The following is a 16245-nucleotide window of genomic DNA, read 5'->3' on the forward strand; positions in this document are numbered from 1 at the left end:
CAAAATCATTCATTAAAAGATTTCCACATGGGATGCCTGCCTTAAACATTTGTGTAATTTTGTTTCCCGTATTCGTAATGCGGGAAAATGAATCAATCTACCAAATACGTCTTCGTGACAGGAGGCGTTACTTCCAGTCTAGGTAAAGGAATTATTTCGGCTTCACTAGCCAAGCTTCTTCAGGGGCGCGGTTACCAAGTGACCATCCAAAAACTCGATCCATATATCAATGTGGACCCGGGTACACTTAACCCTTATGAGCATGGTGAGTGTTTCGTTACTGACGACGGAGCAGAGACCGATCTTGACCTCGGACACTACGAGCGATTCCTGAACGTCCCTACATCGCAAGCGAATAACGTGACTACTGGTAAAATCTATCAGTCAGTCATCAACAAAGAACGTAAAGGAGAATACCTCGGAAAGACGGTACAGATCGTACCTCACATCACCGACGAAATCAAGCGTTGTGTTCAGATCCTCGGATCAAAGAGTGAATTCGATGTCGTGATTACCGAGATTGGTGGAACTGTTGGTGATATTGAGTCGCTTCCTTACATCGAGGCTGTTCGTCAGATGAAATGGGAACGTCCGAACGATGTAATTGTCGTTCACCTTACACTCATCCCTTACCTATCCGCAGCAGGCGAATTGAAAACGAAGCCAACGCAACACTCTGTGAAGCAGTTGTTGGAGTTCGGTGTACAGCCAGATGTTTTGGTTTGTCGTACAGAGCATGAATTGACACCATCAGTACGATCTAAGGTGGCTCGCTTCTGTAACGTGAAGTTGAACGCGGTGATTCAGAGTATCGATGCTGATACTATTTACGACGTACCTCTACTTATGCAGCAAGAGAAGTTCGATGAAGTAGTCATCGAAAAGCTTGGGATGAAGAAAGGACGTAAGCCTGAACTCAAGAAGTGGAACAACTTCCTTCAAAAGCACAAAAACCCAAAGCATCAAGTACGGATTGCTCTTGTTGGTAAGTACGTTGAGCTAAAAGACGCCTACAAGTCAATCGCTGAAGCCTTTGTCCATGCAGGTGCTGCGAATGAAGTAAAAGTCGATATCAAGTGGGTACACAGTGAAAGCATCAATGAACGCAACTTGGAACAACATCTAGGGGACGTAGATGGCGTGCTTGTAGCCCCAGGCTTCGGTTCCCGCGGAATTGACGGCAAACTAGAGGCCATTCAATACGTCCGTGAGAACAAGATTCCATTCTTAGGTATTTGTCTCGGAATGCAATGTGCAGTGATCGAATTCGCTCGCAACGTTCTTGGTATGGAGGAAGCGCATTCCACTGAAATCAAGGAATACACTCCACACCCTGTCATCTCTTTAATGGCTGAACAAAAGTCAATCACAACCCTCGGAGGAACCATGCGTCTCGGTTCATACCCTTGCGCACTGAAGAAAGGCTCTCACGCACACGAAGCATACAAGGAAGACCTCATCCAAGAACGTCACCGTCACCGTTTTGAGTTCAACAATGATTACCAGCAAGCCTTCGAACAAGCTGGCATGACAGCCTCTGGAATCAACCCAGAAAGCGAACTCGTTGAGGTTGTAGAGATCCCAGACCACCCATGGTTTGTTGGGGCTCAATTCCACCCAGAATACAAGTCAACAGTTGCTGAACCTCATCCGTTGTTCCAAGCCTTCGTGAAGGCAGCAAGAACGCATGCGGAGAATGAGGATCGGGCAGCGGTTGAAGCTTAGTTTAGGGTTAAAGGGCTAAAGGGCTAAAGGGCGAAAAGGCTAAATGTTTCTTTTTTTAGGCGTTGGGCTTTAGGCTATAGGCGTTAGGGACTTGGAATGTTATCCTATTCACTATTCTGCTAATCATGCTATCCGCCTTAGGCGGACTGATCATGCTTGGCTGGACTAGGGACGAGAGTCTAGAGACTAGAGACCAAGAACCAACAACTAAGAGCCAAAGACCACTCTCTTACCTCTTCAGCAAATCTGATTTAAATTGCCCTTGATCATCAAGTAAGTGCGGGTATTCTTTTTGGAAGAGGTCAAAAACTAATTCTCTTGGGAGGTCAGCGAAGCCGCCGTAGTCTTCGAGGTACTGCATGAAGTCTCCTCCATCTCTGTCGTAAGCTTGGAAAACGCTGTCTTCTGTGCCGTTGAATTCGAGTGGTTCTACGCCTAGTTTATCGCACAACTCTTTGTTGAATGCCGGGGTGCATTTTACCCATCGGTCTTCGAGGTACACTTCGGCGTAGCCGTGAGGTACGAGGACGTTCGTTTGAAGAATGGCCTCGAGTCTCTCTGTTCCCATATGGTTCTGAACGCGAGCCAAACCAAGACGTGCTGGGAGTCCTTCATTTCGGCAGAGGCCGATGAATACCATGGCCTTATCAATACAATGGCCTCGATCACCTTTGACGACGTTCGAGATACGCACTTTTTCAACTTCGAAACGAATATTGAAAGGGTCGTACATCAGATCATCGCGTACGAAATTGTAGATATTGACTGCATTTTCTAAGGTCGTTGAACCTCTGCTCCATCGCTCACTGTACGACTGAAAATCAGCGTGTTGAAAGTCAATGATCTCTGTTGTCGACAGGTATTCTGAAAAATCTTTCTGCTCCATCGGGAATACACCTTCGCTTGGTAGTCTCTCTTGTAACCAAAGATACCCCAAATGCGATTAATCAAACTCTCTCTTTGTCTCCTTTTCGCCGCCCTATCTATTCAATCAATGGCGATAGATAAATTTTGGAGACCTATTGGTACACCTAACTGGAACAGTGCATTTAACTGGTCCCCTACCGGAGTTCCGAACAGCGGTGACGTTGTTCACTTTGACACCTTCGATGGAACCGATTGTACCGTGAATACGAACGTCAACGTAGCCGGAGTCATTCTTGATGCTGGTTATACAGGTGTTGTCTGGCTACAGGGAACAAATTCATTCACCGTAGGAGCCAACGGTTATGTCCAGCACGACGGAACCTTTCAATGTGCCGATGGAACCGTCACCTTCAACGGACCATTCGACCAACAAGGTGGAGCCTTTAGCACTACCCTTGGTGATCATTATTTCAATAACACCGTCAACATTGCCCCTGCTGCACCAGGTTTCTTCAATGATAATGGCGGTTGGATCATCTTCGGAGGTGGGAACAACGTCACACTGAATCAAAGTTATCAGTTGCTGAATGTGCGGGTGCAAAAAACCGGAGGCTCTGTGCTGACTCTAGCAGCTGGACAACAAATCACCATCAACCAACAATTGGAATTAATCACCGGATATGTTGCTGGGCCTGGAAGACTGCGCCTCTTCGGAGACGGCTTTGTAGGATCGAGCATGAACAGTTCTTCAGCTACCCTTGAGTTGTATGGTACTGGTTCGCGTGAGTTCAAAATCAACGCATTTAACTGGGGTCAAGACGTCATCGAGATTACTAATGGAGCGAACTACTTTTTCCGCTCTGACAACTCTACCCTCAACATCTTGCAGGCCGGGGATTCATTGAAGATCCTTCTCGGACATGCCATCATGGATCACCCGAATGTCTATCTAAGACCAAATGCCGTATTCATGGCCTCTAGCGGTCAATTCACCGCAAGTAGTGGCAACACCTACCTTGAGCGTGGATGGATCAATGAAGGTTCTGGTTTCAATGCTAACGGAGGGGTATTCTATTTGAGCGCAGGCAATAATGCCACGATGGACCTCACTTCAGAACAGGTTTTCTATGATCTCGTTTGTGCTAAATCAGGAGGGGCTAATCTCAATCTGACAGATAACTCAAAAATTCGTGTAAGCAACAAATACACGGCCTCTTCAGGCTACTTGAATGGTAGCAATGGTGCTGTGATCAACGCTGTTGACAGTGTGGTCATCAACTCCACTTACGTTCAAGGAACATGTCCGCTTCACTTCGTTGGAGATCAAAACGGAACCTTCATCTACAACAGCTCATCGAATCTATTCTCTGAACTGCGTATTAAGAAAGACGCCGTAAACGATACGGTGCATTTTGAAACGACTACGTCTACATTAAATATCGGTGACGTTTCGTCTGACCCGATTGTGGTTGAACAAGGAACGCTCGCCTTCAAAGATTATGGGAATCATGTTGATTGGAACGTGGTGAACACTACCGTGGAATCAAACGGGAAATTCGTGGCTCCAGAGGGTACGATCTACTTCAATGGTAACTATACCGCCAACGGAGGAAGTTTCGATCACAACATGGGTACTGTGCGATTTGACAACGGTACCCCAAGAACCTGGAATGGCAACCCGACCACGCGGTTCTATAATCTCCGAATGGAGAAATCAGGCGGTGCTTCTGTCACCATTGATGGTTCAGATCAATTGATTGTCGAGAATCTCATGACTTTTGCGACGGGATATCTCAACGGTCCTTCAGCACTTGTGGCCTGCGAAAAAGACGTATTGGTCACCAATACTTATGTCCAAGGAAATGCGCCAGTGGCTTGTGTTGGTCCGGCGGATGGTGTTTTCACATACAATAGCTCTTCGAACCTCTTCGACTTACTCACGATCAACAAAGACACCCCTTCCACGAGTGTTTCATTTGGCTCTACCAATTCCTTCTTGAACATGGGTGATGGTGTTACCGACCCTATTGTGATTCAACAAGGTACCCTGCGCTTTGAAAATTTTGGAAGCCATGTGGATTGGGATGTTTTCTCCACTACCGTGGAACCGGATGGAACCTTTGAGGCGCCAGCGGGCACCATCTACTTCAATGGTAACTATACCGCTAATGGCGGAAACTTTGAGCACAACATGGGCTTTGTCCGCTTCAATGATGGATCCAACCGCTCTTGGGATGGCAATTCTTCTACTCGCTTCTATGATCTGCGTATGGAAAAGAGCGGTGGTGCGAATGTGGCTATACAAGGCACTGATACGCTTATCGTAGAAAATCTGATGACCATTAGCTCTGGATACCTTAACGGTGCGACTGCCCTACTCGCTTGCGAAAAAGACCTAACGATCACCAATACCTACGTCCAAGGAAATGCTCCTGCGGCCTTCATAGGTAATGAAGCAAGTGTATTCACCTACAATAGCTCATCAAATCTTTTCGATCTGCTCACCATCAATAAAGACACGCCAGGAGCAACGGTTAGCTTCGGTTCTACCAATACCTTCTTGAATATTGGTGATGGGGTAACCGATCCGATTGTTGTTGAACGTGGAACGCTTCAATTTGACAACTACGGTACTTACGTCGATTGGGATGTTTTTTCCATTACCGTGGAATCAGATGGTAGCTTTATCGCTCCAGCTGGTACGATTTACTTCAACGGAAACTACACCGCGAACGGAGGCCACTTCGATCACAACATGGGTTTTGTCCGTTTCAACGATAGTGCAAACCGCTCTTGGGATGGAAACTCTTCTACCCGCTTCTACGATCTCCGAATGGAAAAGAGTGGTGGTGCCAATGTGGTTATTCAAGGCACTGACTCTCTTATCGTAGAAAACCAGATGACCATAAGTTCTGGTTACCTCAACGGACCAAATGCGTTGTTGGCATGTGAAAAGAACATGACCATCACAAACACTTATGTGCAAGGTGACGCACCAGCGGCGTTCATTGGTGATGAGGCGAGCATGCTCACCTACAACAGTTCATCGAATCTATTTGACTTGTTGACCATTAACAAAGACGAAGCACAAGACACCGTTTTCTTCGGAACGACAAATGGCTTCCTCAACATCGGTGACGCAAGCGTGGATCCCATCTTGATTCAGCGAGGAGTGCTCGCATTCCAAAACGTAGGAAGCTACGTTGATTGGGACATCAATTCCACTACCGTAGAGGCAGATGGAACATTTGAAGCGTATTCAGGAACGACTTATTTCAACGGTCACTACACTTCAAATGGAGGACACTTTGAACACAATATGGGTGAGTTCCGCTTTAATAACAGTAACAACCGAAACTGGAACGCCAATGGTAATGCAGTCTTCTACGATCTGATTCAAGAGAAATCTGGAGGAGCCAACGTCAACGTAGGCAACGGTGATTCAATTATCGTGACCAACTCTCTCACGATGAATTCAGGCTACTTGAATGGTAATGGCCGTATAGATATGCGGGGTGATGTGACAATCGGAAACTCTCATGTGAAAGGAACCCTTGATCTTCTATTCACTGGTACAAACAACACCATGAATAACCTCAACACCGGGTTGAGCTTCGACACCTTGGAAGTTGACATGGGGGCTGGTCAATTAACCTTTATCGATGGTAACGCTGGAACAGCAAATAGCGGAAGCACTACGGCACGTTACATCCAGCGAAGCGGAAATGTTGATTTCAACACCTCTCTCCTCACCCACAACTGGAAATTCCTCTCAACGACAATAGAAGACGGAACCTTCACTCTTCCAGTAGATGATCTCTACGTTACAGGTTCTCTGGCCTTGCTTGGAGGTAGTATGGAAGGAAATGGTGGTCGTTTGATCTTCAGTGGAAGTTCTAATGTGTCTGCTCAATTTGAAGCATCTCCTCAACTGTCATATGTCGACTTCACCAAATCAGGCGGTGCCGCGGTCACATTGAGTGGAGCCGCTCCAATGGTAGTCAACGAGATTCTGCAGTTCCTCACCGGTTATGTATACGACAGCGAAATCGTGGCTCTTGGTGACGTTAACTTGGGTAACTCACTCAACATTGTCAGCAGCCAGGTGAGCTTTAACGGCACCACCGATCAAAACTTTGATCTGAACAACTCTCCGAATAAACTGGAAGGATTCATCGAAATCGACAAGGCTTCAGGAAACGTTGTCCTTCAGTCAAACCTGACCATTGAAGACAACTTCGCTCAATTGGTGTTGACCAATGGAAACATTACCATGGCTGATCCAAGTTACCGTGTCATCTTCGGTAATGCCGTAGACACGGGCTGGTCCGGTGGTGGAAACAATAGTTTCATTGACGGTATTGCTCGTAAGCAAGGAACCGGAACTCTTGAACTCCCTATTGGCGACAACGGATTCTGGGGGATGATCACTATCACCGGTGTGAACACGACGTCAGAATACTACGATGCGGAATTCCATCATGTGGATCCTGCCTCCGCTGGTTTGGTTGGAACACTCGACACTGGTCTAGATCACATTTCATCATGCGAGTACTGGTCAACAACACACGTGGGCACTTTCAGTCCTTCTGTGGGCCTCAGCTTCTACGAAGATCGCTGTGGACCAATTAATGCTCCAGCAGACTTACGTGTAGCGCGTTTTGAATCTGGAACTTGGGTTAATGAGGGCTATAGCTTTCACGACTCCGACGAGGTGTTTGCGAGCAATGTAGACCCGATCATGGGAGCCTTTACCCTTGCTAGTGCTACTCCTTCTAACCCAATGGACGGAAGCGGAGCGGCTGGTTGTCCAGAAGATTTCAATGGCGACGGCGTGGTAGCTGCGGCAGACTTATTGGAACTCCTCTCTCAATTTGGATGTATGGGCTCCTGCTCTGCGGATCTCAATGGCGACGGCCAAGTGGCCGCTGCCGACCTACTTCAATTCTTATCTGCTTTTGGAAGCAGCTGCAACTAACTACTCTCTCATCTGGAATAGGCTCTTAGGTTAGAACAACCGAGTCTTACACTGTTAATGGAGGATCATCATCGCGATGGTCCTCTTTTGCTTTAGACGACTTTTCCTTCACTGGGCTCTTGACGAAGAAACCGTAGAAGAAGGCTACGAATACGACTCCTGATTGCACCTCAAGGAAGCTCTCGAAGAGCATATTTAATCCCAAAATGAGTAAGAAGCTTAGGAATAGGAAATCACGTCGTTGAAGTGCTAGTCTGAATCCGAAAAAGAAGACGGCACAAAGAATTAAGAAACCAGTCCAGCCAAAGGCCACCCCTGCTTGGAGAAACTGATTGTGCGGGTTCAATCGCTTGCGCAACGCGTAGTCTTCTCCGTCGCGTTCGTAAAGTTTCATGAGTTCTGTCGTCACGTCTCCAGTCCCCACTCCCAATGGCTTATTGAGCATGATTTCAACTGAAGAACGCCATGCTACGAGTCTGCCGCCAGAACTGCTCTTGGCTTTTACTTGAGTCTCTTCTCCAGGTTCATTGAAAGCTTGCTCCAATTGTTCTTGAGAACTGGCTACTTCTTGAATACGTTTCTGACTTCCTGGAGTGAGCATGATGGTGAGCGCCAACAGCCCCATACCACTGATGATGTACACCAATCCAATCTTGGTACGACGTCTTCTGAACTCCTGCAGTGCAACGAGGAGAAGCGCCAATAAGGCACACAAATAACCGGCACGTGAAGAAAGCAGTCCGATATGGACCATTAAAACAGCTCCTGCTAGGTGGTGAATCCATGGTTTACCGAGAGCAAAGATCTTCTTCATCTGCATTCTCCCTAACACCACTAAGCCCATCGCTTCATAGGTAGCGAGGTAGGTTGGGTGAAAGAACCACGCTAGATCAGCGTAATAGAAAGCTCCTGCGTCTTGGGTCTGTATGTACATATAGACGGCCCTGACAAGACTGATAACAACGAACGAGATACAACCCCAGACCAATGCAAGTAGGATATTCAACCGTTGCCGGAGATTCACTTGTGGGAGGAACATCCAGGTCATTGGGAAGACGAATAAGGAGGCCTTCACTTCTAGCGCAAAACTCGCGGAGGCTTGGTCTTCACTTGAAAAGAGCCATACCGCATTGCAAACGTAATAGAGCGCCATGGCAAGGAGCGCCTGCCAACCGTTTCTTGCGTGTTGTTTTATGAAAAGAAAGAAACTCGCAATCACCCACAGGATAACCAACGGTGGTATCAATCGCTTGCTAATGGGCAACATGGCAGCAATGGCCAATGTCAACCAAGCATGGATCTTTCGGGTTTTGGAGTGATCGTTCTCTTTCAAATTCAGCGAGTTGTGCGGTATCCAGATCGCGCAGGCTTCCTTCCTAAAATTAGGAAATCAAGTATTCCCTTCGCATATCCTAGCCCATAACCAACGTGTAAAAGGAAAAAAGATGCGATCACCCCTCCAATTTGTGCTGATCTTGACTGTGCCCAAAGTGCTCCAATCATCGCTCCAATGAACCATAACACCAGGCCTAAGCCGAAGGCGTTCCGCGCTAGCGGGAAGAAAATAGAGAGCAAACCACCTACCACCAAAAAAGCCACAAAAAAGAACGGAATCAACTGACGAACGCTGGTAACAGCACCGTGTTTTTTGTTTACATAGACCTTCCAGTAGCCATATTGACGGTACTGTTTAAAGAGCTTTGAATAGCTGCTTCGAACGTAGTACTTCGAACGAATCTTGGGATCAAACCACACCTTAGCGCCAGAAGAAGTCAGGCGGTAGTTGAACTCATCATCTTGGTTACGTACCAGCTCTTCATCGAATAAACCAATTTGCTCGAAGATCTCTTTTCGATAGGCGCCAAAGGCCACCGTATCAACGTAAGCTGCTTTCCCTCCTGTTCGGAATCGCGCGTTACCAACCCCAAAAGGGGAAGCCATGGCCCGACCAATAATTGCAGCCGTTTCATTTTCGTTGACGTTCTCAATGACACCGCCAACACATCCAGCATCAGGGTGTGCTTCAAGAGCTTCGATGTTCTTCGAAACAAAGTTCTCATACAATTCCGCGTGAGCGCCAAGGATAATCACCACATCGCTTGTCGAAGCTTTTATACCCAGATTCAACGCCACGGGCGTGTGTTTGATAGGGTTGTCAACGAGATGGACATTCGGATGCTCTTTGCTGTATGAACTGATGATTTCTCGCGTACCATCATCGCTCATTCCATCTGCGATGAATACATCGATACTCCCCACCGCATAATCTTGGTTGAGGATAGACTCAATGCATCGGCCGATGTAGGCTTTTTCATTGAGGCACGGAATCACAATAGCAACAGAGCTTCCCATCTGCGGCAAATGTACCAAAAGTGGCGGTGAGGAAATGCCCTACAGATCAAGGGAATTTCACTGACACTTTCATCATACACAATCCCACAGACCTCCCTTTATCACCGGCGTAACCCTAAGTGATCGAGTATCAACCTAATCTTTCGAACTATGTATAAATCAATTCTAGCTGTGGTAGCCATAGCAATATCTGCCACAGTCTCCGCTCAACAGTATCAGCAAGTGTATTCAACAGAAAGTGTTGACTTTCTAGTAGACGCTTTGCAATTAGACGACAACGGCATGGTCATGGTCGGTTTCAGTAATGGAGCAGGTCAAGGTGGCAATGACGCTGTTATCATTCGTACCAGTGTGTATGGCGAAATTCTATGGTCACAATCCCTCGGTGGAGGTGCCAGTGATTCATTCAAGAAGATCACCCAACTCCCGAATGGCAACCTGCTCATTGCAGGAACTACTCAATCGGTTTCGGAAACCGGGCTTCCAGATGGATTCTTATGTGAAATGGACCTCGACGGACAGGTCATATGGACCACAGTGCTTGGTGAAGCTTCCGATGAACAAATTCGCGACATTAAAGTCACCGAAGACGAAGAGATTGTCATTACCGGCTTAACGAGTTCATTCAATGATCAAGGGAACTACGACATCTTCGTATCAAAACTTGATATCACCGGAAACCTTCTGTGGAACAAAGTTTATGGATCGCAGCAGTACGAGGTTCCATTAGGAATTGAAGTCAGTCCAGAAGGTAAAATCTTCGTGTGGGGGCATACCTCAGATGACACCAACAATTACAGTGCGATTCTATTGAAAATTGGCGGTGAAACCGGAGAATTAGACTGGACAAGATCATTCAACCTTGCTGAAAATGAACTCGCATGGGATATTGTCATGACCCCTGAAGGCGACTTGCTCGTCAGTGGTGATACGAATAGTCAAGGTGCTGGTTTGAACGACATTTATGTGATCAGATTAAATCAAGATGGGGTTATCCAATGGGCAAAAACTTATGGCTCTTTCTCTCATGATCATGGAACAAACATCGAATACATCAAAAACGATCTATTTGCCGTAGTAGGTGCTTCCTCTAGCTTTGGTCAGGGAGGACTAGACTTTTCTGTTCTCTGGATTAATGATGATGGAGTACTCAAGTACACCTCCGCTTACGGTGGTGACAATAAAGAAGTAGCCCATGGTGTGGCAAAAACTTCAGATGATGGACTTGCCATTGTCGGGGAGTCACGCAGCTTTGGACAAGGCTTCTACAGTGGTCTTTTGGTCAAAGTCAATCAAGACGGTCGTTGCATGTGCAACAACGCTTTTTCATCAGAATTTGAAGTATCGAATATAGAATTTGAAACAGGAAGTCCAGAGCTCCAGTTGAGAGGAGAGGAAATGGAGAGTCTGAGCTCTGACTTTCTTGTTTCGATGCAAAATGTGATCGGATCAGAAGTGATCTGTAGCGATTCTCCACTTGAGTCAGCTCCAGTAGGATCTCCATCGCACGACATTGGCGCGGAGATTTACCAAAGACTATCTCTGTTCCCGAACCCAACCGCAGGACAAGTAACAGCAAGCCTTAAAACAATCAAGGGTACAGTTTCGCACTTAGAAGTCTACAACTTAGAAGGAAAACTCGTTTATCGGAAGGATGTACCCGGTACCAACGCCACCCATCAAATCAGCATCCCTGATTTGAGTACCGGAATTTTCTTAGTCCGCCTCACCACAGGCACCAAGATCGAAACTAAACGATTGATAGTTGAATAACCGGGATCATCCGGAATACTTACCGTTAGCGAGAAAAGGGCAGTCTTTAGGGCTGCTCTTTTTTTGTAGGCAGTATGCTGTATGCTGTTTACGGTGGACAGTGGACAGTGGACAGTGGACAGACTAATCATGCTATCGCCAAAGGCGAACTAACCATACTAATCAGCCTACCGCATACAGCCTACCGCATACAGCATACAGCATACTGCATACCGCATACAACATACAGCGCAGGCCGCAGGCCGAACGCTCACATCCGCTCTTTCAGTCTGTTGAGCTGATGAACGTGATGCTCGATATGATGCTCTAGAAAGCCTAACGTCTGTTCCAAGTTCATTCTTCCGGCGAAGGGATGGCGGAAGATTTGTTTGTCGTAGTAATCTTCGTTGAGCTCATCTAGGAAGCTGCGCATTTTACCTCGGATGTGGCTCCACTTGCCGGCCATTTCATTGAAGTTCATTTCATCTTTTGGATCAGGGAGCACGGGCGGTGCCTTCCACTGCTTGTCTGATTTCAATGCTTCATTTAGTCCGGATGAACCTTCAGCAGAATCGCTTCCGGCCACGGGAATGTCAGAGGCAGGAGCTTGTGTCTTTTTCATCAAGTAGCCTAACGTTCCGTATTCGCTGGTCATGATGTGATCAGCAATCTGAATGGCATTCCACTCCCCTTCCGGTGCCCAATGCAATTCTTCTTCACTCCAGCCTTCTAGGTTTGAAAGGAATTGCGTTTTCTGCATTTCCATTCCGCTCCAACGTTGTTTGATCTGATCTTTCATGGGGTGTATAGCATTTCAATGTGTGGAATCCCATCTTCTAGGTAGCCATCGCCAACTGGAGTGTAGCCTAAACTCTTGTAGAAGCTTCTTAAATACTCCTGTGCGCTCAGTCTGATGGGTACTTTTCCGAATAGACGCTCGATCTCCGTCATGCCTCGCTCCATCAATTCACGACCAATGCCGCTTCCGCGATAGCGTTCATGAACAGCAACACGACCAATAGATACTTCTTCATAGCTCACACCAGGCTCTACAATGCGCAAGTAGGCTACAACGGCATCTTGGCTGTCAAGGCACCACAAGTGTATTGATCGCTGATCTTTACCATCAAATTCTGGATAGGGACAATCTTGTTCGACCACGAAGATTCCAATGCGCAGCACGGTAAAGTCGTAGAGTTCTTCTTTCGAAAGTTCGTTCCAATGTTTTGAGATCCACTTCACGCAGACAAGCTACGCAATCTCACTCAACTCCAACCAGCGCATTTCCTTCTCATCGAGCTCAGACATCACTTTTCCCAGCTCGGCTGAAACGGCTGAAAGCCTTTCGTGATCGAGCGAAGGATCATTGAGCTTTTCCTCCAATCCTGACTTCAACACTTCAAGTTCCTCTAGTCGCTTCGTTATCTGTTCGAGCTCATACTTCTCTTTGTATGAGAGCTTCTTTGGCTTATCGCCGGAATCGGTCGCTTCCCTCTTGACCACCTTCGGCTGAGCCGCTTTGATTTCTTTGTTCAGCGCTTTGGCTTGGCGTTCTTCTTCAGAAATCTTGGCGCGATACGCGGAATAGTTCCCTGGAATATCTCTGATCTTGCCTTCATTTCCGAAGAGCAACACGTGCTCCACAAGCTTGTCCATGAAGTATCGGTCGTGGCTCACAATAACCAAGCAACCCGGAAAATCTTGCAAGTAATCTTCCAGTACAGACAGGGTGAAGATATCTAGGTCGTTCGTAGGCTCATCGAGAATCAAGAAATTCGGATTCGCCATCAGAATGGTGAGCAGGTAAAGTCGTTTGCGCTCACCCCCACTCAATTTGCTGATGTATTGATGGTGCATTGATCGCGGGAACAAGAACCGCTCTAGCATCTGTGCTGCACTGATCTTTGCTCCTCCTTTCAATGGAATGACCTCGGCAATTTCCTTGATGGCTTCAACGACACGCTGTCCTTCTTTGAATTTGATTCCCTTCTGCGTGTAGTATCCGAAGACCACCGTTTCACCAATGACCACCTTTCCACCATCCACTTCTTCTGAACCTGTGAGCAGGTTGAGGAAGGTACTTTTCCCTGATCCGTTCGGACCTACGATTCCCATTTTCTCGCCTTTGCGGAACATGTAATCGTAGCCATCAATCAATTTCTTCTCCCCGAATTGTTTCTTCAAGCGATGGAGCTCCACGATCTTACCACCCAAACGGTGCGGGTTCAGTTGAAGCTTCAATTCATCTTCTTCTAGGCGAACATGGGCTGCCTTTTTCAGGTCTTTGAATGCACCTAGACGCGCTTTCGATTTAGTAGTGCGAGCCTTCGGCTGTGTACGAACCCATTGCAACTCCCGACGCATCAAGTTCCTAGCCTTTTCTCGGTTGACGAACTCTAACTCTTCGCGTTCCGCTTTCTTTTCTAAGAAATAAGAGAAGTTCCCTTTGTAGCGGTATATCTTCAAATCGTCGATCTCCAGAATCTCATCGCAGACCACTTCAAGGAAGTAGCGATCGTGCGTCACCATCAAGAGGGTCATATTGGTGCGGGCGAGGTAATCTTCCAACCACTCGATCATATCGAGATCCAGGTGGTTGGTTGGCTCATCTAGCAACAACATGTCGGGCTGAGCAATGAGCGCCTTAGCCAGCGCCACGCGGCGCTTCTCTCCACCACTCATCGTACTCACCTGCATGTTCAGGTCGTGGATATTCAGCTTCCCGAGAATCTGCTTCGCATTCGCCTCGTAGTTCCACGCATTCATTTGATCCATCCGATTGATCGCCTTTTGCAATGCATCTTGGTCAGCCTCTGCTTCATTGAGCAAAAGCTCTTCATAGACGCGAATGGCTTTTACCATCTCGTTATCTGCATCAAAAAGGTTCCCTAGGATCGACAGCTCTTCTTTGAGTCCGTGCTCTTGAGCGAGGTAGGCTAGCTTCACATCGTTGTTGTAAGTAACGCTACCGGTATCAGGAGTATCCTCTCCTGTTAGAATCTTCAACAGCGTGGTCTTACCCGTCCCGTTGCGAGCAACCAGCGCGACTTTCTGTCCCTTATTGACACCAAAAGTGATGTCTTCAAAAATGAGTCTTTCCCCAAAGCGTCGCGACACGCCTTCTACTGACAGGTAGTTGATGATTCCTTCCACAGAGCGAAAGTACGGAATAGACGGTAGACGGTGGACGGTGGACGGTGGACGGTGGACGGTGGACGGAATATTTCCATAAATGGAAAATTCAAAAATCATTAATCATAACTTATTATTTCCTCGGTCCACAGTCCACGGTCCACGGTCCACGAAAAAATACAGCCTACTGCATACCGCTTACCGCCCACGTCCAAAGGACGGTTCAGTCTTCCTATATTTGGGGCCTGCAAAAGGAGAATCATGCCGCAATTTCACACCCTCACCATTTCTGAAGTCCGCAAAGAGACGGAAGACACTGTTTCTATCGCGTTTGACGTACCGCAATCGTTAAAAGATGATTACCAGTTCATTCAGGGTCAGTACTTGACTTTACGCGCTGATATCAATGGCGAAGATGTTCGTCGTTCTTACTCGATTTGCAGTGGAACAGATGAAGGAGAATTGCGAGTAGCGATTAAGCAAGTGGAGGACGGAAGATTCAGTACTTACGCCAACAACGAATTGAAGGCCGGTGATGAACTTTCAGTGATGACACCGATGGGGAACTTTTACGTTCCGCTCGATGAAACGAACGATAAAGACTACCTCGCTTTTGCCGCTGGATCAGGGATTACGCCAATGATGTCGATCATTAAGACGACGCTTCAGAAAGAACCGAACAGCACATTTACTTTGTTCTATGCGAACCGTTCAAGCTCAACAATCATCTTCCGCGATGAATTGGAGGAGCTGAAGGACCGCTACCTTTCACGTCTGCGAATCTTCCATGTGTTGACACAAGAACCTACCGACATTCCTATGTTCTCAGGTAGAATCGATGCCGATAAATGCGGCCAATTCTGCGACGTACTTGTAGACGCTCCAGCAATTGATGCGGTCTTCATTTGTGGCCCAGAACCGATGATCAAAGCTGTAAGCAGTAAAATGGAAGAGCTCGGAACTCCGAAGGAGAATATCCACTTTGAGCTTTTCACCTCTCCCGTAGCTGGTGCCTTGAAAGAGAAAAAGGCTACAGAAAAGAAACCAGAATTCGACGGCAAGACAGCCAGTGTAGAAGTAGTTCTCGACGGCAACACCCTTGCTTTCAATCTTCCATATGAAGGTGAGAACATTCTCGACGCTGCCCTCGGCAAAGGAGCAGATCTACCCTTCTCTTGTAAAGGTGGTGTATGCTGCACCTGCCGTGCCCTTCTTGTTGAAGGAGAAGTAGATATGGAAGTAAACTACAGCCTTGAACCAGACGAAGTAGAACGCGGGTTCATTCTCACCTGCCAAGCACATCCGAGGACCGAGAAGGTGGTGGTTGATTTTGATCAGCAGTAAAAAGCGGAGCTTTTTAGGCGTAGGGCTTATGGCGTAAGGCGTATGGCTGTGCTTCGTCTTGTACTTTCAACGTTCCACATTCAACGTTCCACATT

The 16245-nt window shown here is 47.1% G+C and carries 10 protein-coding genes; 4 read left to right on the forward strand and 6 right to left on the reverse strand.

Annotated features, from left to right (window positions below; translation table 11 throughout):
- Positions 1–87: 87 nt before the first annotated feature.
- The gene (gene pyrG / locus RA156_RS09315; RefSeq protein WP_306639671.1) at positions 88–1725 is read left to right on the forward strand and encodes a CTP synthase; all 1638 of its coding nucleotides are present in this window, start codon (positions 88–90) and stop codon (positions 1723–1725) included.
- 229 nt (positions 1726–1954) lie between these two features.
- On the opposite strand, the gene RA156_RS09320 is transcribed toward pyrG, so the two are convergent.
- Positions 1955–2611, reverse strand: a complete 657-nt coding sequence (locus tag RA156_RS09320) for a transglutaminase-like domain-containing protein (protein ID WP_306639673.1) — start codon at positions 2609–2611, stop codon at positions 1955–1957.
- Between the two features lie 108 nt (positions 2612–2719).
- On the opposite strand from RA156_RS09320, the gene RA156_RS09325 reads away from it, so the two are divergent.
- Positions 2720–7570, forward strand: a complete 4851-nt coding sequence (locus RA156_RS09325) for a GC-type dockerin domain-anchored protein (protein WP_306639675.1) — start codon at positions 2720–2722, stop codon at positions 7568–7570.
- Positions 7571–7616: 46 nt separating this feature from the next.
- On the opposite strand, the gene RA156_RS09330 is transcribed toward RA156_RS09325, so the two are convergent.
- On the reverse strand, positions 7617–8903 hold the full coding sequence (locus RA156_RS09330) for an O-antigen ligase family protein (protein ID WP_306639678.1): 1287 nt from the start codon (positions 8901–8903) through the stop codon (positions 7617–7619).
- 2 nt (positions 8904–8905) lie between these two features.
- Positions 8906–9922, reverse strand: coding sequence for a glycosyltransferase family 2 protein (locus RA156_RS09335; RefSeq protein WP_306639680.1), 1017 nt, complete (start codon positions 9920–9922; stop codon positions 8906–8908).
- A gap of 150 nt (positions 9923–10072) precedes the next feature.
- Between RA156_RS09335 and RA156_RS09340 the strand changes: the two genes are divergently transcribed.
- Entirely contained in the window at positions 10073–11695 is a 1623-nt protein-coding gene (locus RA156_RS09340; RefSeq protein ID WP_306639682.1) for a T9SS type A sorting domain-containing protein, read from the forward strand.
- Between the two features lie 250 nt (positions 11696–11945).
- On the opposite strand, the gene RA156_RS09345 is transcribed toward RA156_RS09340, so the two are convergent.
- From RA156_RS09345 to RA156_RS09355, 3 genes are read right to left on the reverse strand one after another with little or no spacing between them, the layout of a single operon-like run.
- Positions 11946–12473, reverse strand: a complete 528-nt coding sequence (locus RA156_RS09345) for a DinB family protein (protein ID WP_306639683.1) — start codon at positions 12471–12473, stop codon at positions 11946–11948.
- Positions 12470–12916: a GNAT family N-acetyltransferase gene (locus RA156_RS09350; RefSeq protein ID WP_306639684.1), complete on the reverse strand. Its 447-nt coding sequence runs from the start codon at positions 12914–12916 to the stop codon at positions 12470–12472. The genes RA156_RS09345 and RA156_RS09350 overlap by 4 nt, the downstream gene beginning before the upstream one ends.
- Positions 12917–12925: 9 nt before the next feature.
- Positions 12926–14827 carry an ABC-F family ATP-binding cassette domain-containing protein gene (locus tag RA156_RS09355; RefSeq protein WP_306639685.1) on the reverse strand — a complete coding sequence of 634 codons (1902 nt, stop codon included), beginning with the start codon at positions 14825–14827 and terminating at the stop codon, positions 12926–12928.
- A gap of 240 nt (positions 14828–15067) precedes the next feature.
- Here RA156_RS09355 and paaE point away from each other — a divergent pair, with 240 nt between their 5' ends.
- Complete coding sequence (gene paaE, locus RA156_RS09360; RefSeq protein ID WP_306639686.1) at positions 15068–16150, forward strand: 1,2-phenylacetyl-CoA epoxidase subunit PaaE; 1083 nt, start codon at positions 15068–15070, stop codon at positions 16148–16150.
- Positions 16151–16245: the final 95 nt, after the last annotated feature.

The organism is Sanyastnella coralliicola (assembly GCF_030845195.1).
Taxonomy (GTDB): Bacteria; Bacteroidota; Bacteroidia; order Flavobacteriales_D; family Sanyastnellaceae; genus Sanyastnella; species Sanyastnella coralliicola.

What these genes read in the sequence shown, in the direction of transcription:
- RA156_RS09345 (WP_306639683.1), bottom strand. Translation starts at nt 12,473, where the DNA reads ATGAAAGATCAGATCAAACAACGTTGGAGCGGAATGGAAATGCAGAAA.
- RA156_RS09320 (WP_306639673.1), bottom strand. Translation starts at nt 2,611, where the DNA reads ATGGAGCAGAAAGATTTTTCAGAATACCTGTCGACAACAGAGATCATT.
- pyrG (WP_306639671.1), top strand. Translation starts at nt 88, where the DNA reads ATGAATCAATCTACCAAATACGTCTTCGTGACAGGAGGCGTTACTTCC.
- RA156_RS09335 (WP_306639680.1), bottom strand. Translation starts at nt 9,922, where the DNA reads ATGGGAAGCTCTGTTGCTATTGTGATTCCGTGCCTCAATGAAAAAGCC.
- paaE (WP_306639686.1), top strand. Translation starts at nt 15,068, where the DNA reads ATGCCGCAATTTCACACCCTCACCATTTCTGAAGTCCGCAAAGAGACG.
- RA156_RS09325 (WP_306639675.1), top strand. Translation starts at nt 2,720, where the DNA reads ATGGCGATAGATAAATTTTGGAGACCTATTGGTACACCTAACTGGAAC.
- RA156_RS09340 (WP_306639682.1), top strand. Translation starts at nt 10,073, where the DNA reads ATGTATAAATCAATTCTAGCTGTGGTAGCCATAGCAATATCTGCCACA.